The organism is Massilia scottii (genome assembly GCF_030846495.1).
Taxonomy (GTDB): domain Bacteria; phylum Pseudomonadota; class Gammaproteobacteria; order Burkholderiales; family Burkholderiaceae_D; genus Telluria_A; species Telluria_A violaceinigra.
In genome coordinates, this window is record NZ_JAVCWM010000015.1 from 135,278 (window position 1) to 160,453 (window position 25,176).

Annotated in this window: 27 protein-coding genes; 9 read left to right on the forward strand and 18 right to left on the reverse strand. The window is 61.7% G+C overall.

The window, feature by feature from the left end:
* Nucleotides 1–10: 10 nt before the first annotated feature.
* The 9 genes from RBA41_RS21115 to RBA41_RS21155 form a co-directional block, all read right to left on the reverse strand.
* The gene (locus RBA41_RS21115; protein WP_306626219.1) at nucleotides 11–925 is read right to left on the reverse strand and encodes a TrbG/VirB9 family P-type conjugative transfer protein; all 915 of its coding nucleotides are present in this window, start codon (nucleotides 923–925) and stop codon (nucleotides 11–13) included.
* 9 nt (nucleotides 926–934) lie between these two features.
* The gene (locus RBA41_RS21120; protein ID WP_306626220.1) at nucleotides 935–1,789 is read right to left on the reverse strand and encodes a VirB8 family type IV secretion system protein; all 855 of its coding nucleotides are present in this window, start codon (nucleotides 1,787–1,789) and stop codon (nucleotides 935–937) included.
* Between the two features lie 27 nt (nucleotides 1,790–1,816).
* Nucleotides 1,817–2,512, reverse strand: coding sequence for a TrbJ/VirB5 family protein (locus RBA41_RS21125; RefSeq protein WP_306626221.1), 696 nt, complete (start codon nucleotides 2,510–2,512; stop codon nucleotides 1,817–1,819).
* Between the two features lie 10 nt (nucleotides 2,513–2,522).
* Nucleotides 2,523–3,506 carry a TrbL/VirB6 family protein gene (locus RBA41_RS21130; RefSeq protein WP_306626222.1) on the reverse strand — a complete coding sequence of 328 codons (984 nt, stop codon included), beginning with the start codon at nucleotides 3,504–3,506 and terminating at the stop codon, nucleotides 2,523–2,525.
* A 4-nt stretch (nucleotides 3,507–3,510) separates the two neighbouring features.
* Nucleotides 3,511–3,891: a hypothetical protein gene (locus tag RBA41_RS21135; protein WP_306626223.1), complete on the reverse strand. Its 381-nt coding sequence runs from the start codon at nucleotides 3,889–3,891 to the stop codon at nucleotides 3,511–3,513.
* Between the two features lie 11 nt (nucleotides 3,892–3,902).
* A complete protein-coding gene (locus tag RBA41_RS21140) occupies nucleotides 3,903–6,383 on the reverse strand; it encodes a VirB4 family type IV secretion/conjugal transfer ATPase (protein WP_306626224.1) in 2,481 nt (826 codons plus the stop codon).
* A gap of 2 nt (nucleotides 6,384–6,385) precedes the next feature.
* Nucleotides 6,386–6,712 (reverse strand): VirB3 family type IV secretion system protein, encoded by a 327-nt coding sequence (locus RBA41_RS21145; RefSeq protein ID WP_306626225.1) that lies wholly within the window; start codon nucleotides 6,710–6,712, stop codon nucleotides 6,386–6,388.
* A 3-nt stretch (nucleotides 6,713–6,715) separates the two neighbouring features.
* A complete protein-coding gene (locus RBA41_RS21150) occupies nucleotides 6,716–7,027 on the reverse strand; it encodes a TrbC/VirB2 family protein (RefSeq protein WP_306626226.1) in 312 nt (103 codons plus the stop codon).
* 161 nt (nucleotides 7,028–7,188) lie between these two features.
* Nucleotides 7,189–7,818: a lytic transglycosylase domain-containing protein gene (locus tag RBA41_RS21155; RefSeq protein ID WP_306626227.1), complete on the reverse strand. Its 630-nt coding sequence runs from the start codon at nucleotides 7,816–7,818 to the stop codon at nucleotides 7,189–7,191.
* A 476-nt stretch (nucleotides 7,819–8,294) separates the two neighbouring features.
* Here RBA41_RS21155 and RBA41_RS21160 point away from each other — a divergent pair, with 476 nt between their 5' ends.
* A complete protein-coding gene (locus RBA41_RS21160) occupies nucleotides 8,295–8,786 on the forward strand; it encodes a phospholipase D-like domain-containing protein (protein ID WP_306626228.1) in 492 nt (163 codons plus the stop codon).
* A gap of 107 nt (nucleotides 8,787–8,893) precedes the next feature.
* On the opposite strand, the gene RBA41_RS21165 is transcribed toward RBA41_RS21160, so the two are convergent.
* From RBA41_RS21165 to RBA41_RS21175, 3 genes are all read right to left on the reverse strand, one after another.
* Nucleotides 8,894–10,354, reverse strand: a complete 1,461-nt coding sequence (locus RBA41_RS21165) for an NAD(P)(+) transhydrogenase (Re/Si-specific) subunit beta (RefSeq protein WP_306626229.1) — start codon at nucleotides 10,352–10,354, stop codon at nucleotides 8,894–8,896.
* Nucleotides 10,351–10,668, reverse strand: coding sequence for a proton-translocating transhydrogenase family protein (locus RBA41_RS21170; protein ID WP_306626230.1), 318 nt, complete (start codon nucleotides 10,666–10,668; stop codon nucleotides 10,351–10,353). The genes RBA41_RS21165 and RBA41_RS21170 overlap by 4 nt, the downstream gene beginning before the upstream one ends.
* A 115-nt stretch (nucleotides 10,669–10,783) precedes the next feature.
* Nucleotides 10,784–11,896, reverse strand: coding sequence for a Re/Si-specific NAD(P)(+) transhydrogenase subunit alpha (locus tag RBA41_RS21175; RefSeq protein WP_306626231.1), 1,113 nt, complete (start codon nucleotides 11,894–11,896; stop codon nucleotides 10,784–10,786).
* 245 nt (nucleotides 11,897–12,141) lie between these two features.
* Between RBA41_RS21175 and RBA41_RS21180 the strand changes: the two genes are divergently transcribed.
* From RBA41_RS21180 to RBA41_RS21190, 3 genes are read left to right on the forward strand one after another with little or no spacing between them, the layout of a single operon-like run.
* Complete coding sequence (locus tag RBA41_RS21180; protein ID WP_306626232.1) at nucleotides 12,142–12,627, forward strand: NUDIX hydrolase; 486 nt, start codon at nucleotides 12,142–12,144, stop codon at nucleotides 12,625–12,627.
* Between the two features lie 15 nt (nucleotides 12,628–12,642).
* Entirely contained in the window at nucleotides 12,643–13,758 is a 1,116-nt protein-coding gene (gene mnmA / locus RBA41_RS21185) for a tRNA 2-thiouridine(34) synthase MnmA (protein ID WP_306626233.1), read from the forward strand.
* Complete coding sequence (locus RBA41_RS21190) at nucleotides 13,759–14,289, forward strand: DUF2812 domain-containing protein (RefSeq protein WP_306626234.1); 531 nt, start codon at nucleotides 13,759–13,761, stop codon at nucleotides 14,287–14,289. It abuts the gene before it with no gap.
* A 51-nt stretch (nucleotides 14,290–14,340) separates the two neighbouring features.
* Here the strand turns inward: RBA41_RS21190 and RBA41_RS21195 are convergent, their stop codons facing one another.
* The 3 genes from RBA41_RS21195 to RBA41_RS21205 are packed head-to-tail and all read right to left on the reverse strand — an operon-like array spanning nucleotide 14,341 to nucleotide 16,195.
* Nucleotides 14,341–14,724: an ANTAR domain-containing response regulator gene (locus tag RBA41_RS21195; RefSeq protein ID WP_306626235.1), complete on the reverse strand. Its 384-nt coding sequence runs from the start codon at nucleotides 14,722–14,724 to the stop codon at nucleotides 14,341–14,343.
* An 18-nt stretch (nucleotides 14,725–14,742) separates the two neighbouring features.
* Complete coding sequence (locus RBA41_RS21200; protein ID WP_306626236.1) at nucleotides 14,743–15,519, reverse strand: 5'-3' exonuclease; 777 nt, start codon at nucleotides 15,517–15,519, stop codon at nucleotides 14,743–14,745.
* A gap of 4 nt (nucleotides 15,520–15,523) precedes the next feature.
* Nucleotides 15,524–16,195: a glutathione S-transferase gene (locus RBA41_RS21205; protein WP_306626237.1), complete on the reverse strand. Its 672-nt coding sequence runs from the start codon at nucleotides 16,193–16,195 to the stop codon at nucleotides 15,524–15,526.
* A 71-nt stretch (nucleotides 16,196–16,266) separates the two neighbouring features.
* Here RBA41_RS21205 and RBA41_RS21210 point away from each other — a divergent pair, with 71 nt between their 5' ends.
* The 4 genes from RBA41_RS21210 (at nucleotide 16,267) to RBA41_RS21225 (ending at nucleotide 22,292) form a co-directional block, all read left to right on the forward strand.
* The gene (locus RBA41_RS21210) at nucleotides 16,267–17,895 is read left to right on the forward strand and encodes an FMN-binding glutamate synthase family protein (protein ID WP_306626238.1); all 1,629 of its coding nucleotides are present in this window, start codon (nucleotides 16,267–16,269) and stop codon (nucleotides 17,893–17,895) included.
* Between the two features lie 87 nt (nucleotides 17,896–17,982).
* A complete protein-coding gene (locus tag RBA41_RS21215; protein WP_306626239.1) occupies nucleotides 17,983–18,177 on the forward strand; it encodes a hypothetical protein in 195 nt (64 codons plus the stop codon).
* A gap of 197 nt (nucleotides 18,178–18,374) precedes the next feature.
* Nucleotides 18,375–20,297, forward strand: a complete 1,923-nt coding sequence (locus RBA41_RS21220) for a CocE/NonD family hydrolase (protein ID WP_306626240.1) — start codon at nucleotides 18,375–18,377, stop codon at nucleotides 20,295–20,297.
* Nucleotides 20,298–20,399: 102 nt separating this feature from the next.
* The gene (locus RBA41_RS21225; protein ID WP_306626241.1) at nucleotides 20,400–22,292 is read left to right on the forward strand and encodes a lipase family alpha/beta hydrolase; all 1,893 of its coding nucleotides are present in this window, start codon (nucleotides 20,400–20,402) and stop codon (nucleotides 22,290–22,292) included.
* A gap of 10 nt (nucleotides 22,293–22,302) precedes the next feature.
* Here RBA41_RS21225 and RBA41_RS21230 read toward each other — a convergent pair whose 3' ends face one another.
* Genes RBA41_RS21230 through RBA41_RS21240 form a run of 3 tightly spaced genes read right to left on the reverse strand, consistent with a single transcriptional unit; the run spans nucleotide 22,303 to nucleotide 24,722 of the window.
* Nucleotides 22,303–22,542 (reverse strand): hypothetical protein, encoded by a 240-nt coding sequence (locus tag RBA41_RS21230; RefSeq protein ID WP_306626242.1) that lies wholly within the window; start codon nucleotides 22,540–22,542, stop codon nucleotides 22,303–22,305.
* 1 nt (nucleotide 22,543) lies between these two features.
* Complete coding sequence (feoB, locus tag RBA41_RS21235) at nucleotides 22,544–24,436, reverse strand: ferrous iron transporter B (RefSeq protein ID WP_306626243.1); 1,893 nt, start codon at nucleotides 24,434–24,436, stop codon at nucleotides 22,544–22,546.
* Nucleotides 24,437–24,455: 19 nt separating this feature from the next.
* Nucleotides 24,456–24,722, reverse strand: coding sequence for a FeoA family protein (locus RBA41_RS21240; RefSeq protein ID WP_306626244.1), 267 nt, complete (start codon nucleotides 24,720–24,722; stop codon nucleotides 24,456–24,458).
* 236 nt (nucleotides 24,723–24,958) lie between these two features.
* Here RBA41_RS21240 and RBA41_RS21245 point away from each other — a divergent pair, with 236 nt between their 5' ends.
* The gene (locus RBA41_RS21245) at nucleotides 24,959–25,171 is read left to right on the forward strand and encodes a (2Fe-2S)-binding protein (protein WP_167090400.1); all 213 of its coding nucleotides are present in this window, start codon (nucleotides 24,959–24,961) and stop codon (nucleotides 25,169–25,171) included.
* Nucleotides 25,172–25,176 lie beyond the last annotated feature (5 nt).

The following is a 25,176-nucleotide window of genomic DNA, read 5'->3' on the forward strand; positions in this document are numbered from 1 at the left end:
TCTTCCATTTTTATTTTCCTTCACGAATGACGCGCGAAACACCGTCGACCGTCGTGCCATTTTGGGGACGGATGCCGTCCGGATCGAAGGCGTCATTCCAGATTCCGATGACCGCCTCGCCAAGGCGCAGCACAAAACGCCGCCCCATGCGCTCGACCACAACGAGTTCGTCGTCCTTGTCGTCCATGTGATAGCTCAGGCGCGACTCCTCGCCGGACGGCGAGACGTGGTAGATCGTCGGTACTTCCCGATTGGCGGGAAAACGGAAGTAGGTGAAGCGGCCATCGTCGAACACCATGGAGGGCGCGATATCCTGGGCGCCTTTCAGGATTTGCATCGAATAGCGCCAGTTGGCGGGCTTGACCGTCGCCATCGCCAGCCGGTCTTCCAATTGCGCTTTTTCGGTAGCCAGCGCCGTTGCGGGCGTGTTCGCCATCGCCAGCATGGAAGCCATGGAAGGCAAGGCCATCGGATAGCGGAAAATCACGCGGAACATCGGCTCGTTTTCCAGACCGCGCCTGCTGGCCAGTTTTTTGGACGGGTCGGTCGGCGGGTCGCTTAACAAGCGCAGGTCGAAACTGTAATCGCGCTTGTCGGTTTTCAGTTCCAGGTTGTTATAGGTCGCGTTGTCCTTCGGTTTGAGCCAGATCTGATTGGCCCCGACATCGGCGCGCACGCACCATTCGAGGTCGGCTTTTGAACAGTCCGATGGAAAACCGGTCGCCGCGCCATCCTTGATGATTTTCTCATCGTCTGCCAGCACGATGCGCGTCACCGTACCGCGACGGGCATAGATGACGGTGACCTCATCCTTTTTATACGTGATGTAGCGCACCCGGGGGTCATGCTGACCGGGCGCCGGCAACTCGGCGGCCACGGCCGAACACTGAGCTGCCGCAAGCAGCAATGCAAATATGATCTTCATGCGCGTTCCCTATTGACCAGTTGTCGTCACGGCCGGAACCTGCTCCGCCGGTGCGGGTGGCGCGGCCGATGTCGGGCTTGCCGGCAACGCAGGCACAGCCGGTACCGGTGCCGGGGCTGCGGTTGGCGATGCGGTTGGCGATGCGGCCGGGGCCACGATGACAGGAGCGAGCTCGGAGTCGGCGCGGTAACTTGTCACTTTATAGCCCAGCGGATTGGCAATCAGATCCTGCTCTTTACCAAACATGCTCGGCTTATATTCATACGCCAGGGTCGCGACGAAATACTGCGGAGGTTCAACGGCTTCGCTTTCGACGCGCCTGGTGGTTTTGCTGAAACGAACCACCGCCACCGAACCCACGGCGTTTTGCGAACGCTGCACGCTGATCACAGCCACTTTCATTTCCATGCTGGCGCCGTATTTCTTGTCGCGCGCGTTCGGGCCATCGTACAGGCGGGCGAAATCCTTGCCGACGTTATCGTCGCTCAAGCCCAATACCATGTCGTAGTCCGATTGCAGGAGCTTGAAGTTATACGACTCCCTGGCGACGACATATCTTGCCGCCCAATGCTTGTCGAGCAACTCCTGATATCCGGTGACGGCGCGATCATCCACCGCACCGACATATTCCACATTGCCGGTGGCTTTATCCACGCCGAACAGGTAGGGAACAGTCCGGCGAAACGGCGCCAGCGTGGAAAGACCGATCACCGCTGCCAGGGCCAGCAGTGAGGCGCCGCCCGCGATGCGCCACGCGCGCCGCTCCGATTTATGCAGCATGGCCATCCGGTCAGCTTCCCAACCGCGCGCTTCTTGATAGAAAGCGGCTTCGTCGGCCGCCTTCACTGTTTCTTTATTTGACATCGTTGATTTTCCGATTTAACTCGATGATTACGGTGTTTTCTTGTACACGAAGTCGTCGCCGGCATTGACGTCGCTCGCCAGGGATTTCAACTCATGTTCCTTCAGTGTCTGCTCGACTGCGTGGGCCTGGGCGTCCGCCATCGCTTTTAAAATGATGAGGCGGCTGGTATCGTTGGCCACCTGGGCATTCTCTGCCTGAATCCGCGCCTGCAAGTCAGCAATATCCTTGGGCTCAACCATGGTTTTAATGGCGGCCCGCAGGGAGTCAATCTGCGTCATGCGCGTATCGAGCAGCGCCAACGCGTCGGCCGCATATCCCTGCGACTGCGCATTGGTATTCAACAAGCCCCGGCACGCCGAATAATCCGGCCCGGTGCGGTTTTCGCACATATAAATTTTTGCAGCGTCGCGGTAAGCCGCTGCGGTGCCGCTTAGATTTCCGCCTGCCTGCACCGCCCTGTAAATATTCGCCATGTCCTTCGGAACAATACCTTGCAGGGCCGGGTTGATCAGAAGATCGCCCCAGCCTTTCGTTCCCCTCAACGCTTCATATTGCGTTTTCATCTGGTCATATTGACTCTTCATCTGCTGGAATTGCGCTGTCCATGATGCGATCTGCTTAAGCAAACCCAGATTGTCGTACACAGGAATGCCCTGGGCCTGGGCCGGGTTGCTCGCGAGACCCAGCGCCGCCAATGTTACGGATGCTAATATGCGTTTCATCGATGCTTCCTTATTTTGATGGTTTGCTGTAGTTAGTGTTGCCACAATACAGCGGTTCCTTCGGAGTCTTAGGTGCTTGTGCGCTTCCCGCGCTCTTCGGCTTGGACGCCTTGCCCTCGGCGGCTTTTCCGCCGCCGCCACTCATGGCACTTGCCATGTCACGTCCGATACCGGAAATGGTCGCGCCGCCGGCAAGCGCAGTGGCAAGTTGAGGAACATTGCGCATGACAGTCGGCAGCACGCACGAGCAGATAAACAACGCCATGGTCGACGAAATGACGTTAACCGTTCCCGCCCCCGACAGCGCCTCTTTGGCGGTAACGTGCACGGCAAACTGACTGGCAATGTCGGTCAGCATCGCAACACAGGTCACGAGCAGTACATTCAAGAGAACGTAATTCATCGCGGTACCGATCCAGTTCATGGTGTATTTCTGTGTACCGGGCCACATCGCTAACATGATGAACAATGGTCCCACCGCCAGCACCAGCGCCAGTCCCACTTTGGCTACCAGGAAATACCCTAATCCCACGATAAACAAGGACGCTTGGCCCGCAAAGACCAGCCCGGAAGAAATCAACATACCCGGTTTGGACCAGTTGCCAGTCGATGCCTTCGCCAACAAAGAGGATCCCAGCTTCTCATAAGGTTTGGACATGGCATCGATCAAGTCACCGACCGACTCCTTGCCAGAAACCTCCTGAATAAGCCCTTTCTGTAGTCCTTGAACCCCGTCGACGATAAAAGACTGGTAGACGCCAACACTAAGCGCGATCCCTGCGATGAAAGCCATCCGGAACAACTTCCACGAGAACGTCCGGACCGATTCGCTTGCCTCGCCGCGCATGATGGCAAATCCCATCAGGATGATGTAGATCGTGGCGCCGGTAAGCACAATCGGCACCAGAGCCGTAATCAACTGGCTGCTGATTTTGGTAACGAAATTTAGTAGCAATTCATCAATGGAGAGCTCTAACTGAGTTGCGATTCCCATTCTGCTATTCCTTCACTGAGTTGGATGGAACGCCGGTTGCGCTGTCCACCGCTTGGGCTTTCGCCGGCGCACCGTTCACACCCACTGGCGGGTTCTTGTACTTGTTCGGATCATGTTTATACTCGAACGTATCGATAGCGCTTTTGGTGCCGGAATTTCCGTCATTTTTCGCCCTGTTTTCGCCGGCCACCGATTCAGCGCCGGCTGAAGGCGCATTCACGTTCGCTGGCCGGTCCTTGTACTTGTCCGGATCGTGTTTATACTCGAAAGTATCGATTGCGCTCTTGGTGCCTGAATTCCCATCATCTTTCGCACTGTTGTTGCACGCGCCCAAGGCGAGGAGGGATAAACATGACACCATTAAAGGCAGTTTCGACTGCAACATGATTAAGCTCCTCATTTGGTTTTAATCTGCGCCCGGCGCGCGGCAATGCGTTGATGGAACAATGGTTCCCAGACTTTCGGATCGTCGCCCACTTCTTCGCGAATCTGGTCGAGCAACTCGACGTTATCGGTCGAACCGGAAATAATGTTCAGGATGTCCGGCATCCCGCCCAGATCGAACCTGACCACGGCCGAACGGTGACCTTGCTTGACCAGGAACAGGCGGCTGTCCTCGCCCAGATTTTTGATGATGTTGAACTCCTGCTCGGTGACCTTGAAGCCTTCCACATAATCCTTGTGATCGGCGGCCGGATTCGGCAGGAAAATCTTGGTGACCGACTGCTCGACCATGGTCTTGCCGATCTTGTGCTGCAACACGTCCGACGGCGATTGTGTCAGGAACACGCCCAGGCCGTTCTGCTTCCGGATCGTCTTTTGCTTGTTCAGGGCAAAATCCGTGAAGTACTCGTCCATCAGCGGCTTCCAGAACTCTTCCATCCAGTAGATGAAAGGGTCGCCCGTAATCAGGGACTCGGTCACGTGCAGCAGGTACGCCATCATCGGCGTGCGCAGCTCCTCGTCGTCCAGGAATTCGGTATAGTCGTAGCCGTAGATCTGGATACTGGTATTGCTGAAATCTTGGGTGTCGCGCGGATTGTCGAATGCCCAGCCGCGCGGATTATTTCCGGTCCATTTCTTGAGCCGGTCTCGCAGGCTGTTGCCGCCCTGGGTGACCTTCAGGTTCTGCCACACGCCCGACAGGCGCCGCAATTCGAACGACACCTTGTCGCTCATCACGGTCCTGACCGCATGGCTGATTTCAGCGTCTTCCGCCGCCCTGACCTCCTGCGGTGCAGGCCCGGCCAGCAAGCGCACCAGCTTCTCGCAGAATTCGATATTGGTTTCGGTCGGCGGCAGCTGGAACGGATTGAAGCCGGTCGGCTCGCCGCGTTTGAGTGCATAGTATTTCCCGCCCAGGCGCCGGATGCCGATTTCGGCGCCACGGTCCTTGTCGAAAAACACGCCGCGCAAACCCTTGTATTTCAGCGCGAACAGCATCAGACCCATCACCAGGGTCGTCTTGCCCACGCCGGTGGTACCGATCACCGCGGTATTGCCCGGCTTTTTCTCGTCGGTGGAATCCTTGTCCTCGGGCGAGACGTGGTGGTTCAGGTAGTACGGTTGACCGCTGGGCGTGCGCATCAGGGCCAGCGCTTCGCCCCACGGATTGCCATCGCGCTTGCCGCGCGCAAAATTGTGGAACGGGCTCAGGCTCGCAAAATTGAGGCTGGTGATCGATGCTTCGCGCGGGCGCAAATCCCAGTTGCCGGGCAACTGCGCAAACCAGGCGCACTCGGGAATGGCATCGATGACCGCCATCTTGAAGCCCGGGCCATCCTGCAGCGCGGTGCGGGCTTCCTGAATATTTTTCGCAACGTCGCCCAGCGTATCGCCGAAAATCGCCAGGGTGTAATGGTATTCTCCCATCGCGATCGTGCCGCTGTTGCACGATTCCATGGCCTCGTCCATTTCCTCGACTTCGCGCTCGGAGACGTCCTCGGACGATTCAAGCTGCCCTTTCTGGCGCTCCAGCGCCGTCATGGCATCGCGCTTGTTCAGGATCGAGAAGCTCTGGGTTTCAATGTACTCGTAGTCGCCGTACAAAATGACATTGTTCATGCCGGGTTCGGAAAATTTGGGGTAATCCTGGAAATCGAGGAAGCCGGCGTACTTGTGCTCGAGCGGGTGCCAGATTTCCATCATCCCGTTCTTGTCGCCAAACATCAGGCGCGAGGTCGGGAGATACTCCGCGATATTCGCGCGCTGCATCGGAACGTCTTCCCATACGCCGTTCGTCAAAAAGCCCAAAAACGCGCCCATTTCCGAAAACACCGTACCGCCGCGCGTGTACGTGGTCAACCGTTGCGGCTCATAGCGGCGCAAGCTCGACGTGACTTGCTTGGCCATATCGTCGACGATGTCGAGATTTTCGCTTTCCTTGGCATGCAGCTCGGCCGACGTGCGCGCCGTCAGCTTGCTGAACAGGCGTGCGCCGCGTGTGGGCGTCGGACGATAGATCAGCGTAATATACAGCTCGGTCGCCATCTGCTTGTGCAGAAGCTGGCCGGTGTTCGGGTCGCGCGCGTCGAAACTGGCGTTGTAGCGGTCGTTGAATTCGCGCGCGAAATCATCTTCGTAGCGGCCGTCCAGACGTTCGCGCACCCGGCGCCGCACCTTGTGCGACCAGATCGAATACTGACCGCCGCCCAGGGCCAGCAGGAAGCTGTTCAGGCCATCCTTGCGGGTATGAATGAAATCGACGTCAGCGGTCTCGAAGGAGATTCCTTCCAGACGCCAGATCACAATATAGTCGCCGGATTTCTTCAGCTTGATGACGTTCGGCGCTATATGCGTTCCAAACGGAATATAGTCGGCGGATGGAATTTGCGCATCCGCCGCCGCTTGTACAGCTTCTTTCGATCTCATATTCATACTTATTTCCGGCGTTTATACCGTAACGGTGAAAAGGATATAGCGCCCCAGGTCTGGCGGCTGGCTTGCTGGCGCACACGCATCCGCGCGCGCATCAGCAACTGGCGCAGCCGTTGATCGTCTTTTTTCGTCACGGCGCGCATGGTTACAAAAAGCGGGACGTAAGCCATTACCAGGAAGAGCGAGACATACCCGCTCACCAGGTAGAACGTCCAGACGGTCAATGTCAGGAATACACCTGAAATCAACAAGAAAGGAAGCATCGGCACGCCCGCGAACATCGCGGGCCGCGTACACCCGCGAAAGATGGGATCGCGATATCCGGACATGACTTAGTTGATCAGCCAGCCAGCAATACCAGCCGCGCCGCCGACGATAATGCCGCCGATGACGATATTGCTGATTTCCGACCACTTGGAGTGCTGGAATGCCATTTTGAAACCCGCGAACATCAGGGAGATCGTGAAGCAGGTCACGGCAACGCCGGTCAGGACCGTCTGGACGTTGGTCATCACCGAGTTCACTTTTGAAATCTGCGCATACGCAGGCGACGACATCAGGGCGACTGCGGCCACCGTCAGGCGTGCTGCATAGTTGTTGCGCATCGTTTTGAAGGCTTCCAGTTTGGCAAACGTGTTTTTCATTAAATTTCTTTCTAAATTATAAAGTGGTATACTGCTGAAGTTTCATTCTCGTGCTAAGGCAAATAAATTGTCTGATGAGATTATGTCCTCCACGCTTGAGCTTAATAGATGGTTATAAAGGATACTCCTGCGCCTGCGGTTTTCGTATTGCCAGTCTCGCGTTAAAACAACAACGCGCTATTCGATTGCGGGGAAACCGCCGCTGCCTGCCCGCTGGTGGAGCCAGGATCACTGGCCATGCGCAGCGTGCTGCCACTATCCCTGCGCGACCGTAGCGGGCGATTCGCTGCTCCCACGCTGGGCGCCTGATTGAGCGCAATACGCGGCGATGGAGCGCTTCCGCCTCCACCCGCGCCAACCACTTTCAGGACATACCCCAGCCGGAATCCGCTGATGAAATTACCCGAGTAATAGCAGCTGAATGCCGCGCGCAACGCATCCTGTTGGCTGCGGCCTGTCTTGCCCGCCCGCTGATAACAGTCCGCCAGGATTGCGCTTCCCGCACTCAAGTTCCTGCATGGATCGAATGCGGTCGCCAGTGTCAGCCCGTATTTGGCCAGATTGCGCTTGTTCACCTGCGCCAGGCCCATGCTGAAGTTGTAGCCATTCTTCTCAAGCCACTGCGCCGTAGCCAGCGCCTCGCCACTATTGCGCGGCTGGCGCTCAAGCCGCCCGCCGACCACACCGATGGCATAGGGATTAAACGAGGACTCGACACGGACGATCCGCTGCATCGTGTCGACATGGACACCCGGCGCACACTGTTGCGCGAGAAACACAAAATCGATCATTCGTCCATTCCGCCTGTCTGACACCACTGTTGCGATCCGCGTCATTCGACCTGACGGACAAACGCTCAATACTCTCCAAATCCCTCATATTGTTGAGTTTCCAGCCTTGCACATTGCCATACGGCAACAATTAAGCAACAATGTCACAGATAATCATTTAGTGGGCAGGAAATATTTTATTTATCTTATTGTCAACTTACGCATGCTTGATGTCAACTCATATTGTATAATTTTGTTGAATTTATGCAACATACCAATCGCCCTCCCGGGGCGCGCCCCACCCTGTGAAGGGGTGCAAAAAAGTTCTGAAGCAGCAAAATCGTGCGATACTTCTTTTGCAATATTTCCTCTGCCCTGCGTGATGCCATGCACCATTCTACCTACAAAAAAACGCAATGAAAAAATTTCACATGAGAATTATTGGATTCGTTTGCGCAATTGGATGCGCGACAACGTCGTCCGCCCTCGCGGAACGCGTGCAACTTCGCGGCGAGTCGGCGGGGGCCGATGTGTTGTTTTCCTCGCAGGACGATATCGCCCTCTACTTAGTTGACTTCATCAACAAAGCGCAGCACCGCGTCTGGGTGTCCGCCAATGAGTTCAGCCTGCCGGACGTGGCGCAGGCCATCATCCAGGCCAAGGTGCGCGGCCTTGACGTGCGCGTCCTGCTCGACGCCTCCCAGACCGGTCCCGACAAGAACAACGCAGCCGCCCGCTTTCGCGCCGGTGGCATTACCCCGCTGATTCATTCACGCAACCGCGGCATGCATCAGAATTTCGTGATTTGCGACGACGACCGGGTCGCCTTCGGCAGCGCCGGGTTCACGGCAGCGGCGATGCAGAAGGCGCGCGCCGGAACGCCATCGAAGAAGACAGCGGATAACTTCAACCTGTTTGTCGGCGTACCCGCCCTGGCCAAGCAATATGCGACCGAGTTCGAGCGCCTGACATCCGAATCGGCGCGCTAACGCTCGACGGCCGCTGGTGAAGCGAAGCATGGCTTCATCTTGCCCGGGACGAAAAAAAACGCGCCAGCCTCGTCGAGTGGCGCGTTTTTTGCTTTGCGAGGCGGTGACTAGTCGACCGCCTTGACCATCGCCTCGATCACCTTCTTGGCGTCGCCAAACACCATCATGGTATTGGCCTGGTAAAACAGGTCGTTATCCAGCCCCGCATACCCGGACGCCATCGAGCGCTTGTTGACGATGATGCTCTTGGCCTTGTACGCCTCCAGGATCGGCATGCCGGCGATCGGCGACTTCGGATCCTTGGCCGCCGGATTGACCACGTCGTTCGCGCCCAGCACCAGCACCACGTCGGTCTGGCCGAATTCGCCGTTGATGTCCTCCATCTCGAACACCTGGTCGTACGGCACCTCGGCTTCGGCCAGCAGCACGTTCATGTGGCCCGGCATGCGGCCCGCGACCGGATGGATCGCATACTTGACGATCACGCCCTTGTGGGTCAGCTTCTCGACCAGCTCCTTGAGCGAGTGCTGGGCGCGCGCCACCGCCAGGCCATAGCCCGGCACGATGATCACGGTTTCGGCATTGCTCATGATGAAAGCCGCATCGTCGGCGGAACCCGACTTGACCGGACGCTGTTCCTGCGCCCCGCCGGCGGCGGCCGCCGCCGGGTCGCCGCCGAAGCCGCCCAGGATCACGTTGAAGAACGAGCGGTTCATCGCCTTGCACATGATGTACGACAGGATCGCGCCGGACGAACCGACCAGGGAACCTGCGATGATCAGCATCGAGTTATTCAGCGAAAACCCGATGCCCGCCGCCGCCCAGCCGGAATAGCTGTTCAACATCGACACTACCACCGGCATGTCGGCGCCGCCGATCGGAATGATGATCAGCACGCCCAGGATGAACGCCAGCACCGCCATGATGATGAACGGCGTCCATGCCGGCTCCACGCCGGGCGCGAAGCAAAACACCAGGCCGAGCGCGATCAGGGCGATGGCGATGCCGAGATTGAGCATGTGCTGGCCGGGAAAGCTGACCGGCGCGCCCTGGAACAGGCGGAACTTGTATTTGCCCGACAGCTTGCCGAAGGCGATCACGGAACCCGAGAACGTCACCGCACCCACAAAGGTACCGATGAACAGCTCCAGGCGGTTCCCGAACGGCAGCGCCACGCCCGGGGTCGTGATCTGGAACACCCACGGTTCGGCCACCACGGCCACCGCGATGCACACCGCCGCCAGGCCGATCAGCGAGTGCATCGCCGCGACCAGTTCCGGCATCTTGGTCATCTCGACCTTTTTGGCGGCAAACGCGCCGATGCCGCCGCCGACCACCACGCCGAGCAGCACCAGGCTAAAGCCCAGGCCACCGGTGGTGGCAGCCTGCGCCTGCAGCTTGAAGATCAGCGCCACGGTGGTGACGGTGGCAATCGCCATGCCGCTCATGCCGAAGGCATTCCCGGTACGCGCGGTGGACGGCGACGACAAGCCCTTGAGCGCCTGGATGAAGCACACCGACGCGATCAGGTAAAACATCGTCACCAGGTTCATGCTGATGTAACTCATGCGTGGTCTCCCGTCTTGGCTGCCTTCGGTTCCTTCTTGCGGAACATTTCGAGCATGCGCTGGGTGACCATGAAGCCGCCGAACACATTGACCGCCGCCAGCGCCACGGCCACCGTGCCGGCCACCTGGCCCACGATGCCCGTGGTCAGGCCCGCGGCCAGCATGGCGCCGACGATGATGATCGCCGAAATCGCGTTGGTGACCGCCATCAGGGGCGTGTGCAGTGCGGGTGTGACGGTCCAGACGACGTGGTAGCCGACGTAAATGGCCAGCACGAAGATGATGAGATTGATGATGGTGTGACTGACTTCCATGTTGCCTCCCTCTTTACATTGATGTGACAACGGGCCGCGGCCCGTCCCCCATGGCTTGCTTTATTCCTTGCTTTGTTCCTTGCTTTATTCTTGTGGCGCCGCTGTGCTGCAGGCGCTATGTGCGCAGCACCGCACCGTCGGCGCACACCAGCGTGGCCTTGAGGATCTCGTCTTCGCGGTCGATCACCAGTTGCTCATCCTTGTCGATGATCAGCTTGAGGAAATCGAGCACATTGCGCGCATACAGGGCCGAGGCATCGGCCGCCACCAGCGTCGCCAGGTCAGGCTCGCCGATGATGTGCACGCCGTATCTGGTGACGGTCTTGTTCAGTTCCGACAGCGGGCAGTTGCCGCCCTGCGACACGGCCAGGTCGACGATCACGGAACCGGGCTTCATGGCCTTGACCGTCTCTTCGGAAATGAGCACCGGCGCGGCGCGGCCCGGAATGAGCGCGGTGGTGATGATGATGTCGGCCAGCTTGGCGCGTTCGTGTACCAGTTCGCCCTGGCGCCGCATCCAGTCGGCCGGCATCGAGCGCGCATAGCCGCCCGAGCCCTTGGCGATTTCCTTTTCCTCGTCGGTCAGGTACGGCACGTCGATGAACTTGGCGCCGAGCGACTCGACCTGCTCCTTGACGGGCGGGCGCACGTCGGACGCCTCGATCACGGCGCCCAGGCGCTTGGCGGTGGCAATGGCCTGCAGGCCGGCCACGCCCACGCCCATGATCAGCACGCGCGCCGCCTTGACGGTGCCGGCCGCGGTCATCAGCATCGGCATGAAGCGCTGGTAGGTGTTCGCCGCCATCATCACCGCCTTGTAGCCGGCGATGTTGGCCTGCGAGGACAGCACGTCCATCGACTGGGCGCGCGTGATACGCGGCACCGCTTCGAGCGCAAAGGCGCGCAGGCGGGCACCGGCCATGGCGGCGATATTGTCGGTATCGAAAGGATTGAGCATGCCGATCAACACGGCATCGGGTTTCATGAGGGGGCGTTCGTCGGCGTTCGGTGCGCGCACCTTGAGCACCAGGTCGCAGCCGAAGGCATCAGGCGCGGTGCCGATCGTGGCGCCGGCCGCGGCATACGCTTCATCGGTGACGGAGGCCATCAGGCCGGCTCCCGCCTGGACCACCACCTGGTGCTTGGCGGCGAGCTTCTTGACCGTCTCGGGTGTTGCAGCAACACGGGTTTCACCCGACCGCGTTTCGGCCGGTATGCCTATTCTCATGACGCCTCCATAGAATTAATAAACTGCTCACGATAGTACACGCAAACCTCAAAATAGCACGACCATCCGTTTTTTCTAGACGAAGTCCTCCACATCCAAACCGGTTGCACTGCGCACTGCGCAAAATCCCACGTTTTCTTGTATCAGATCAATACCCTGTTCCCTGATTTAGTCCTGTGTTCGATGGCGGATCGGCAACCGATGCTGCATGAAGGTAAAATGACGGCTCATTTTGAAGGACACGCATGCCGCATATCTGGAAACCCTCCGTTACCGTTGCCGCCATCATCGAGCGTGATGGCCAGTTCCTCCTGATTGAAGAAGAGACCAGCGAAGGCATCCGCCTGAACCAGCCGGCGGGCCACCTCGACCCGCTCGAAACGCTGGCCCAGGCGGTGGTGCGCGAAGTGCTGGAAGAGACGGCGTACGACTTCACGCCGCAGGCGCTGGTGGGCGTGTACATGTCGCGCTACACCTCCAGGCGGCGCGGCACCGACGTGACCTACCTGCGCTTCACCTTTTGCGGCGAGGCCGGCGCCGAGCATGACCAGCCGCTCGACGACGGCATCATCCGCAGCTTGTGGATGACGCGCGACGAAATGGCGGCCTGCCAGGAGCGCCACCGCAGCCCGCTGATGCTGCAGTGCGTGGACGACTACCTGGCCGGCCGGCGCATGCCTCTCGAAATGCTGCACACCCACGCCTCGGTGTTCGAGGGTGGATTAACCTAAGACGGATGTAATGCAATGGCAAACGCAGGGAAAAAGCAGAAAGTCGTGATCGGCATGTCGGGCGGAGTCGACTCCTCGGTCGCGGCGTGGATGCTCAAGGAACAGGGCTACGACGTGGTCGGCCTGTTCATGAAAAACTGGGAAGACGACGACGATTCCGAATACTGCTCGACGCGCCAGGACTGGATCGACGCGGCCAGCGTGGCCGACGTGGTGGGCGTCGATATCGAAGCCGTCAATTTCGCGGCCGAATACAAGGACCGCGTGTTCGCCGACTTCCTGCGCGAATACCAGGCCGGGCGCACCCCGAATCCGGATGTGCTGTGCAACGCCGAGATCAAGTTCAAGGCCTTTCTCGACCATGCGATGCACCTGGGCGCGGACCTGATCGCGACCGGGCACTATGCGCGCGTGCGCCAGAACGCCGGCAGCTTCGAGCTGCTCAAGGCGTTCGACCACACCAAGGACCAGAGCTACTTCCTGCACCGCCTGAACCAGGCGCAGCTGTCGCGCACCCTGTTCCCGCTGGGCGAAATTCCCAAGACCGAGGTGCGCAAGATCGCCGAAAAGCTGGCGCTGCCCAACGCCGCCAAGAAGGATTCGACCGGCATCTGCTTCATCGGCGAGCGGCCGTTCCGCGACTTCCTGAACCGCTACCTGTCGTACAAGCCGGGACCGATGAAAACCGACGACGGCAAGACGGTGGGCGAGCACGTGGGGCTGTCGTTCTACACCCTGGGCCAGCGCAAGGGCATCGGCGTGGGCGGCATGAAGGCGTACAAGAACCCGGACGGCAGCAGCGACGCCTGGTACGTGGCGCGCAAGGATATCGCCACCAACACCCTGTACATCGTGCAGGGACATGACCATCCGTGGCTGTTGTCCGCCTCCCTGCGCGCCGACCAGGCCAGCTGGGTGGCGGGCGCCCCGCCCGCAGCGCGCGCCATGTCGGCCAAGACGCGCTACCGCCAGGCCGATGTGCCGTGCGTGGTCACGCCCGACGGCATGGGCAACTTCGCCCTGACCTTCACCGATCCCCAGTGGGCGGTCACGCCGGGGCAGTCGGCGGTGCTGTATGACGGCGACGTGTGCCTGGGCGGCGGGATGATCGATTCGTCCACGGCTGGCTGAGTGGGCGCGCAGGTCCGTCTCTTCAAATGGTTCTGGGCTGCCCGCGAGCACGAGCAGGAGCTGTGGCTGCGCCGGATGGCGCAGCAAGGCTTGCATCTGGCGGGCGTGAACGTGCTCTCGCTCTGGAAGTTCGACAAGGGTGCGCCGGCCGATGTGGTGTACCGGCTCGATTGCGGCGACAACGTGGACGAACCGGAGCAATACTGGGGACCGTTCGCGCAAGCGGGCTGGGAACGCGCGGCCGATGCCGGCGGCTGGAAGTATTTTCGCCAGACCGCCGTCAACGGCAAGGTGCCGGCCTTCCCGCCGGACCGGTATTCGAAGCGCGACAATGTAACGGCCATGCTGCTCCTGCTGGCCGTGATCGGCGCGTGCCTTGGCTTGTCGGCCTGGCTCATGATCGACTGGCGCCCGCTGCGCGCCCTGTCGGGAGAGTCCCTGCAACTGGCGCTCGCCTTCGGCGCCGTGGCGGCGCTCCTGTACGGGTACGGGGTGTACCGGCTGGTGATGCGCATGCGCCAGCTGCGCTGACGTCGGCCAGCTATCCACAGGAACAACGACGACATCCGGCGTCGTCGTGCCTTAACTGGCCTTCTGCTTCCTGATCACCGCGATGACGGTGTTGCGTATCGTATTGAGCACCGCATCGGCCTTGAACGGCTTGACGATGAAGCCGTGCACCCCGCGCGCCACCGCTGCCTGCACGGTGGGCGCGTCGAGCGTGCCGGAGACCATGAAGATCAGCGTCTTCGGAAAATGCGCGCGGATCTGTTCGACGATGTCGCCGCCATCCTCCACCTGCTCCAACGCCACGCAGACAATCTGCGGGTGATGCTTCTGCACCATCAGATAGCCCTTGGCGCCCGTGTGCGTGTCGCCGACGACGTTGTAGCCACCCTCGGTCAACACGCTGTTCAACAAGCCCCGCGAAATCGCATTTCCATCGACGATCACTGCTCTTAACATCGCGTCTTTTCCTTTTCGTCAGAACGTATCGAATGCCAGCATGTTCCAGGTCACGCCCAGGCGCACGTCGGTCTTGAGCTGCACCAGCTGGCGCGACAAATACAGGACCTCGCGTTCGGCGCGCAGGCGCTCGCCCACCGGGGTCTTGAGAATGCCGGCGCCGGCCATCACCGCGTCGAGGTTGCCGTACGCGTTGAGCAGCTTGGCCGCAGTCTTCATGCCGACCTTGGACACCCCCGGCACGCCGTCGGTCACGTCGCCCATCAGCGCCAGCAAGTCGACCAGCAGCTCGGGCGCGACGCCGAATTTTTTGCGCACCCACGCATCATCGTGCCACTCGCCCTTGAAATGGTCCCACACCAGCGCCCCTTGCGCAATCAGGCCGTGCAAGTCCTTGTCGGTGCTGGCCACAATGGCGTCGCCGCGCCCTTCGGCCAGCCAGCGCAGCACCCCGGTACCGATCACGTCGTCGGCTTCGACCCCGGGCAGCATGAGCACGTGCAGGCCCTCCCCCGCCAGCTTCGCATGAAACCCGGGAAGCGCGTCGCGCAGGAAGGATGGCATCGGCGCGCGCTGCTCGCGGTAGCGCGGATACAGCTCGTGGCGCCAGGTCGGGCCGCCGAAGTCGAACGCCGCCAGCACGTGGGTCGGCGCGTGCGTGGCGAGCAGCTTGCGGAACGACGACAGCGCGTGGCGCAGCGCGATGTCGGCCTTCTCGGCCGAATCGGGCTCCGGACTGGCCTCGTACACGCGCCGCACGATATTGAGTCCGTCAATCGCAAGCAGTTTGCCCACGGCCTTACTTGAGCAGTTCGTACAGGCCGCCGCGCTCGAGCGCGCGCTGGTAGGCCGCACGCGCATGGATGCGGTTCAAAAAATCCATCAGCTTGGGATACTTGTCGCCCAGGCCGCCGCGCGAGGCGGCCGCCTCCAGCACGAAGCTGATCTGGATGTCGGCGCCGCTGAACTCCTGGCCGGCGAACCAGCTTGATTTGGCCAGTTCGGCTTCAAGATAGGTCAGATGCTGCACGATCTGCGGCACGATAAAGGTGCTCTTGACCTTTTGCGCGATACCGCGCGCGATCGGCTTGGCGAAGAACGGCATCGGGCTCTTTTCAACGCGGTCGAACACGAGCTTCATCAGCAGCGGCGTCATGGCCGAACCCTCGGCGTAGTGCATGAAGTAGGTGTAGCGCAGCTTGTCCGGCGTGCCGGCGGCGGGCACGAATCTGCCATTGCCGTAGCGTTCGAGCAGGTATTCGATGATGGCGCCCGATTCGGCCACCGTGTTCTCGCCATCGGTAATCACGGGCGACTTTCCCAGCGGGTGCACCGCGCGCAGCTCGGGCGGCGCCAGCATGGTCTTGGCGTCGCGCTGGTATTTCCTGATCTCGTACTCCAGTCCCAATTCTTCAAGCAGCCACAAAATACGCTGGGAGCGCGAATTATTCAAATGGTGGACAATGATCATTGGGTTCTTTCGCCGGTATGGAATCGGCGCTAGCTTAGCATTGTTGCTGCCTATTGACCATGGAGTCACCAATGAGTTTCGCCTCGCCGCGCTACCTGCCGTTCCTGATCTCGCTGATCGTCTTTGCGTGGTCGGGCGCCCTCGCGCTGCAGGGCGAAGGCCCCGGATGGTGGCTGGCGGCACTCAGCGGCGCCCTCAGTGCGGTGGGCATCGCCGACCTGGCCCAGACCCGGCGCGCGCTGCGCCGCAATTACCCGATCCTCGCGCACTTCCGCTTTTTCTTCGAGTCGATCCGGCCCGAGATCCGCCAGTACTTCCTCGAAGACGATACCGACGCCAAGCCGTTCTCGCGCAACCAGCGCAGCATCGTCTACCAGCGCGCCAAGATGGAAACCGACAAACGCCCGTTCGGCACCCAGCTCGATCTGTACCAGCCGGGCTACGAGTGGATCAACCATTCGATGGCGCCGGCACCCATGAGCGACTACCACTTTCGCATCGAGATCGGCAACCACCCAACGTGTCCGCGCGCACAGCCTTACAGCGCCAGCGTCTTCAACATCTCGGCGATGAGTTTCGGTTCGCTGTCGGCCAACGCGATCCTGGCGCTCAACGGTGGCGCGCGCCTGGGCGGCTTCATGCACGACACCGGCGAGGGCAGCATCAGCCGCTATCACCGCCACAACGGCGGCGACCTGGTATGGGAGATCGGCTCGGGCTACTTCGGCTGCCGCAACCCCGACGGCAGCTTCTCGGAGGCGAACTTCGCCGCCAACGCCACCGCCCCGCAAGTCAAAATGATCGAACTCAAAATGTCGCAGGGCGCCAAGCCGGGCCAGGGCGGCATTCTGCCGGGTGCCAAGGTGACCATCGAAATCGCGGCCGCGCGCGGCGTCACGGTGGGCGTGGACTGCCTGTCGCCGGCCAGCCATTCGGCTTTTGCAACGCCCATCGAAATGCTGCACTTTATCGAGCGCCTGCGCACGCTCTCGGGCGGCAAGCCGACCGGTTTCAAGCTGGCGATCGGCCACCCGTGGGAATTCTTCGGCATCGTCAAGGCCATGCTGGTCACCGGCATCGTGCCCGACTTTATCGTGGTCGATGGCGGCGAAGGCGGCACGGGCGCGGCGCCCGTCGAATTTTCGGACCACGTCGGCACGCCGCTGCAGGAAGCGCTGCTGCTGGTGCATAACACCCTGGTCGGCGCGCGCCTGCGCGACAAGATCAAGATCGGCGCCTCGGGCAAGATCGTCACCGCCTTCGACATCGCGCGCACCATCGCGCTGGGCGCCGACTGGTGCAATTCGGCGCGCGGCTTCATGTTCGCGCTGGGCTGCGTGCAGTCGCAAAGCTGCCACACCGACCGCTGCCCGACCGGGGTGGCAACCCAGGACGAGCTGCGCCAGAAAGCGCTCGACGTGCCCGACAAAACGGCGCGCGTGGCCAACTTCCACCAGAATACGATGAAGGCGCTGGCGCAGCTGATCGCCGCCGCCGGCCTGACCCATCCCAACCAGCTTAAACCCCACCACCTGGTGCGGCGCGTCTCGCCCAACCAGGTCAAGCTGGCTTCGGCCCTGCTGCCGTATCTGACCGAGGGCGAACTGCTCGATCCGAACCAGCTCGAACGCCTGCCGCCGGTCTTCGGGTTGTACTGGCCGATTGCGCAGGCTGAATCGTTTCATCCGCTGGCATGCTGACCATCCCATCCTGAAACGCTTGCCCGCCAAAATTGATTCGGCTACCATTAACTTTCAGCCAAGCTTGATCAAATAACCATCGATATCATGACCATCCGGGGATGCATCCGTTTAGCCGCATTGGCACCGGCCCCGGTATTTGCCGCGCAGCGCGTGCGCGTCAAGGTCAGTGCTTTCTCCAACCTGAATGTGGCGGACCGGCAGTGGCCGTGGCCCACAGGCAGCAGGATCACGTTCATCAAAACCGGCGTATTCGACGGTTATCCGGTGCGCCAGCGATAAGGGCAAGGCAGGCACGGGGGCAGCGAGGATACACGGATTATCCGGCTGAAAAAGCGCGGTTTGTCACAATGGCACTGAATTTTCCATTCGCTGCAAATGTCGTCCCATGCGGATTGCATACGGGTGTTTCATTGGGTACTATCAAGCAATATTGCAATAAAGATCGCAATGACGATCAGACCACCCTGGAGACATGAATGCCGCGCCAAAGCACCATCCGCCTGTCCGCCCTATCCCTGATGCTCCTGTCGGTGCCGGCGCTGGCCGCCGCCCAGACCGCGCCGATGGCGCCCGACATTGCCGCCACCAAGTTTGAAGTGCCCGATAACGGCGCCGATTACGTCAAGCGCATCGTGATGATACCGATGCGCGACGGCGTCAAGCTGCACACCGTGATCGTCATTCCCAAGGGTGCTGCGCGCGCGCCGCTGATCCTCTCGCGCACGCCGTACAACGCGGCCAAGCGCACCGAGCGCAACGTCAGCCCGCACATGGCGTCGATGCTGGCCGAGGGCGACGACGGCTACATCGCCAACGGCTACATCCGGGTGTACCAGGATGTGCGCGGCAAGTACGGCTCGGAAGGCGACTACGTGATGACGCGTCCCCTGCGCGGCCCGCTCAACGACACCGCGGTCGACCATGCGACCGACGCCTGGGACACGATCGACTGGCTGGTCAGGAATATCGCGCAAAGCAATGGCAAGGTGGGCATGGTCGGCTCCTCGTACGAGGGCTTCACGGTGCTCATGGCGCTGACCGATCCGCACCCGGCGCTCAAGGCCGCGGTGCCGATGAGCGCCATGGTCGATGGCTGGCGCGGCGACGACTGGTTCCACAACGGCGCCTTCCGCCTCAATAACCTCTCCTACTTCGCCGGCCAGACGGGCGCGCGCGGCAGCGGGCCCGCCATCGCCACCGGCGTGTACGACGACTACGACTTCGCGCTGCGCGCCGGTTCCACATCCGACTACGCCAAGCGCTTCGGCATCGACCAGCTCACTTTCACCAAGAAGGTCTTCGAGCATCCGGCCTACGACAGCTTCTGGCAGCACCAGGCGCTCGACCGCATCCTCGGCGCGCGCCCGCTCAAGGTGCCGACCATGCACGTGGTGGGGCGCTGGGACCAGGAAGACATCTACGGCCCGTACGCCGCCTACGCCGCCACCGAAAAGCTCGACACCACCAACACCATGAACCACCTGGTGGTCGGCCCGTGGCGCCACAGCGGCGTCAATTACGACGGCTCGAACCTGGGCGCGATCCGCTTCACCGGCGACACCGCCGCCGAATTCCGGCGCGACGTGATGCTGCCCTTCTTTAACCAGTACCTGCGCGACGACGCACCGAAAGCCGACACGCCGCCCGTGCTGTCATACCTCACCGGCACCAACAAGTGGCAGCGCCTGGACAAGTGGCCACTCACCGAGGTCATGAAACCGGTGTACCTGAAAGCGGGCGCGCGCCTGGACTTCGACAAGCCGGCCGCCGGCACCGGCGCGGCCCAGGCCGACGACTACGTATCCGACCCGGCCAAGCCGGTACCCTTCATTCCGCGTCCGGTGCGCATGTACGACAGCGCGGTCTGGAAGCCGTGGCTGGCCAGCGACCAGCGCTCGTTCTCGGACCGCCCCGACGTGCTCACCTACGTGTCGGACAAGCTCGACGCGCCCCTGCAGATTTCCGGCCAGCCGATGGTCAACCTGTTCGCCGCCACCACCGGCAGCGATGCCGACTGGGTCGTCAAGCTGATCGACGTCTATCCGGACGAAGTGGCGTCGCAGCCGGAACTGGGCGGCTACCAGCTGGGCATCGCCATGGATATCTTCCGCGGCCGCTACCGCACGGGCCTGGACAAACCGACGGCGATCACGCCGAACAAGGTGGAACGCTACCGCTTCGCCCTGCCCAACGCCGATCACGTGTTTCTCAAGGGCCACCGGATCATGGTGCAGGTGCAGTCGAGCTGGTTCCCGCTGTACGAGCGCAATCCGCAAACCTTCGTGCCGAATATTTTCTTCGCCAAGCCGGGCGACTACCGCAAGGCCACGCACAAGGTGTTCCACGCGCCGGGCATGGAAAGCGCGGTCGAACTGCCGGTGGTGCCGGCGGCGAAATGAACCGGGGCCCGGCCCTACCGGGACTTCCAATAGTTGTGTATAAGGGAGTACCTTTGGCTTACGTTGAATAGGCGTCTCTTGCGAAATCGATCCGGATTGGTGTTGGCACTTCTTTGTTTCTGCCTGAGCGCGTGCTCGCTGGTCAAGCTCAAGGAAGAATCGAAGACCTTTTATTCGTCCACGGTGCTGGCGGGCCATGTCTCCAGCGCGGATGCATGGGACAAGCCGGTCGTCGTCGCCGCCTACACCCGGCGCAATGGCCGGCTGGAGATCGCGCACTACACCGTGCTGCATGAAGCCGGCGGCTACGAGCTGATTGTGCAAAAGGGCGATTACGCCCTGTTTGCCTTCGGCGACGCCAACGGCAACCTGACGCTGGACGCCGGCGAACCGGTCGGCGAATACGGGGCGGCCCCGGTGCGGGCCACGGGAACGGGCTCGCTGGTGAGCCTCGATGTCGTGATATCGGCCGCTGCGCAAAGTGCCCTCCCGCGCGGCACCTCCGTCGCCGCGCGCGCATCGGCAAAAACGCACAGTACCCAGGTTGGCGCCATCGCCAGGCTGGACGACCCGCTGCTGTCGGCCGAATCGGGGCGGCGCGGCTACTGGGCGCCGGTCGACTTTTTCAAGGAGGTCGGTGGCAATATCTACTTCCTGGAGGAGTACGATGCGCGCAAGACGCCGGTGCTGTTCGTGCACGGCGCGGCCGGCTCGCCGCAGGACTGGAGCTACTTCCTCAAGCACCTGGACCGCAGCCGCTACCAGCCATGGATTTTCTACTACCCGTCCGGTTCCTCGCTCGATTCCATGTCCTACCTGCTGTACTGGAAACTGAGTAACCTGCAGCGGCGCCACCATTTCGACCGGCTCTACCTGACCGCGCACAGCATGGGCGGGCTGGTAGTGCGCTCGTTCCTGGCCGACTACGGCGACCAGTTCCCGGCCGCCAAACTGTTCGTCACCCTGTCGACGCCGTGGGGCGGCGATGCGCTGGCCGACCAGGGCGTGGCGTACTCGCCGGCCGTCATCCCGTCGTGGAACGATGTGCGGGCCGGCGGGCGCTACGTGCAAACGCTGTTCCGAAAGCCGCTCCCGCGCCAACTTGACTATTACCTGATGTTCGGCCACGGCGGCCGTTACAGCCTGTTGCGCCCGGCCAGCAATGACGGCACCATTACCCTGTCGAGCCAATTGCGCTCGGACGCCCAGTCCGAAGCCCGGCGCGTGTTCGGCTACGATGAAGACCACGTCGGCATCCTGTCGTTGCCCCAGGTATTCGCCCAATACGCCGCGCTGCTCAAGGCGGCCGACCGGCGCGATGGCGATGGCCGGTCGGCGGGCAAGGGCAATTTGCGCGTGGCGTTCTCCTACGCGCGGCCGGACGAGACGCCGGCATCGGCGCCGGTGCTGGTGCTCACGCCCGTCGATGCGGCGCGCGATGCGGCGCGCGATGCGACGCGCGAGCGGATTGTTTTACCGGTCAGTACGCGCGACAGCGGACGCGAACTGGGGCCTTTTCCACCGGGCGTCTACAACGTGGGCCTGATGGCGCGCGCGTTCAAGACCACGCCGGCCAGCACGCAGGTGACTATCGGCGCCGGCGGCATTCCCGACCTGAACTTCGAGCTGACGCCACAGGGCGTGCTGTCCGGCTATATCGGTGCCGACGTCACGTCCGCCGACAATCCGGCCGGCAGCTTTCGCGGGGGCCGCCGCGACATCAACATCGAGTCCATCGTCCTCACCAACGGAACCGACCGGCGCGAGATCGCGCCCAGCCGTGACACCAGGGACCGCACCCTCGAAGCCTATGTGGCAGGCCAGGATTACCTGTTCAAATCGTTTTTTTCGTTTGTCGGCTTGAAGGAAGGCAGGTATGAATTGACGATCAATGTGGCCGGTTATCCGCCGTACACGCGCACCTACGATGTGGTGCCCGGAAAATACGGCTATCTGACCCCGATCGATCTGACTGCGCCGAACCAAGCGCACTGAGGAAATTCGCTTACTTCAGGTGAAGCTGGATCACGCGCGCGCTCGGATCGCGCGGCGGCACGCCCGCATCAGCGCGCGGCTTCGCCGGCGCATCCTCGCACGAACCGCAGCTGCTGCAACCGCTGCCGCAGCCGGCCGGCGCCTTCTTCTTGCCGAACAGCCTGGCCCGCAACTTGGCCGGCAGGTACTTCGACGCCGCATACCATGCGGCCGCGGCGACGATGACTGCAACGATCAGGTTCTCCAGCATATCAGGCTCCCATCGCGATCGCGACCCGGTAAGTGATGAAAGAGGCGGCATACGCCAGCGCGAACATATAGCCGGCCATGATGAACGCGTACCGCACGCTGCCCGTTTCGCGCCGCACCACCGACAGGGTGGCGATGCACTGCGGCGCGAACACATACCAGGCCAGCAGCGACAGCGCGGTCGGCATCGACCACGACTGCGAAATGATGGGCGCCAGCGTGGTGGCCAGCTCGTCGCCGGTCTGCGACAGCGCATACACGGTGCCCAGCGCGCCCACGGCCACTTCGCGCGCGGCCATGCCCGGCACCAGCGCGATGCAGATTTGCCAGCCGAAGCCGATCGGCTCGAACACCACGGCCAGCGCGCGGCCCAGCATGCCGGCGATGCTGTAATAGATCGGCGGCTGGGTCGCGCCTTCCGGCGCCCCGGGGAAGCTCGACAGGAACCACAGCAGCACCATCAGCGCCAGGATCACGGTACCGACGCGGACCAGGAAGATCTTGGCGCGTTCCCACAGGCCCATCGCCAGGTTGCGCAGGTGCGGCCAGTGGTAGCTCGGCAGTTCGAGCATCAGCGGCTGATGGGTGTTCGCGCCCATGAAGCGCTTGATCACCCAGGCCACCGCCATGGCGCTGAAGATGCCGGCAAAGTACAGGATGAACAGCACCAGCCCCTGCAGGTTGATCCACCCGCCGCCGACATCGCGGTTGGGGATGAAGGCGGCGATGATCAGCGCGTACACCGGCAGGCGCGCCGAACACGTCATCAGCGGCGCGATCATGATCGTCACCAGGCGGTCGCGCGGGTTCTGGATGGTGCGCGCGGCCATCACGCCCGGAATGGCGCAGGCAAAGCTCGACAGCAGCGGGATGAAGGCGCGCCCCGACAGGCCGACTCCGCCCATGATGCGGTCCAGCAGGAAGGCGGCGCGCGGCAGGTAGCCGCAGTCTTCCAGCACCAGGATGAAGAAGAACAAAATCAGAATCTGCGGCAGGAACACCAGCACGCTGCCGACGCCGCCGAGAATCCCCTCGACCAGCAGGCTGCGCAGCACGCCTTCGCCCATCAGGCCGCCGACCCAGGCGCCGATCGCTTCCACGCCGCCGCTGATCAATTCCATCGGCACCGCGGCCCAGCTGAATACGGCCTGGAATACCAGGAACATCAGCGCGGCCAGCAGGATCGGGCCGAACACGGGATGCAGCACCACGTCGTCGATTTTCTCGGACAGGTTGCCGGTATCGTTGGCGTAGCTGACGCACGCGTCCAATATGCGGCGCACTTCGCGCTGGGTTTCTTCGACCGGCACGGCATCGATCACCGACAGCGGCGCGGCCTTGACGGTGCTTGTCTGCGGCATCAGGTCGAGCGCCTTGAGCAGCGCGATTTCGCCGCCGCTCTGCACGGCCACGGTTTCGACCACGGGCATGCCCAGTTCGCGCGCCAGCTTGGCGCTGTCGATCTTGATGCCGCGCTTGTTGGCCACATCGACCATGTTCAGGGCCAGCACCATCGGCAGGCCGAGACGCCTGATTTCGAGGACCAGGCGCAGGTTCAGGCGCAGGTTGGTGGCGTTGACCACGCAGACGACAGCGTCGGGCGCCTGTTCGCCCGCGCGCAGGCCGCCGACCACGTCGCGCGTGATGGCTTCGTCGGGGGTGGTGGCCGACAGGCTGTACGCGCCCGGCAGGTCCAGTACTTTATAGGCACGGCCGGCGGGCGAGGTGAAACTGCCCTCCTTGCGCTCGATCGTCACGCCGGCGTAATTGGCGACCTTCTGGCGCGCGCCGGTGAGGCGGTTGAACAGGGCAGTCTTGCCGCAGTTCGGGTTGCCCAACAGCGCAATGAGCGGCGTGCGCGTCACTGCCTGGACTTGTGGTTCTACAGCACCCATTGTTATTTCCGTTGTTCCGTTATTCCGGTTTGACCGAGACCAGCGACGCCTCGAAGCGGCGCAGCGCGAAGGTGGAATCGCCCACCCTGACCGCCACCGGATCGCCGCCCGGCAGGCGCTTGAGCATGCGGATGCGTTCGCCCGGCACGAAGCCGAGCTCCATCAGCCGGCGCGCGACATCGACGCCGCCGCCCGCGTCCGCCGAGCACGGCGCGATATGGATCACGGTGCCGCTCTGGCCGGGAACGAGGGCATCGAGCGTGATCAGGGTGGGGGCAAGAGTCATATTGTCACTTCACTAAGATAAGTGGAATTCGCGCTACATCGTGTTGGATACTAGCATCATAAACGTAAATGCGACTTATTTCTATTTGGAGTTGGCCCTTTTTTGAGAAAACCACTTGCAAACGATCTGGAGTTCCGACAAAATACAAATCTTAATGATAATGATTCTCATTATAGTGAAAGCGGCAAGATTGTCCGCCGAGCCAACGCAAAGCCAAGTCAAAGGAAGGTGCTTCGATGATCGTCTGTGTTTGCAATAACATTTCCGACCGCGAAATTCGTCAGGCGGTCGATCTCGGCCTCTCGTCGATGGCCGAGCTGCGCCGCGACCTGGGCGTGGCCACCTGCTGCGGCAAATGCGCCAGCTGCGCCAAACAAGTGCTGAACGAACACCTCGACAGCAAAATCCACGCCACCGAGCTTTCCTTCCGCTCGGCGCAAACAGCCTGAGTGTA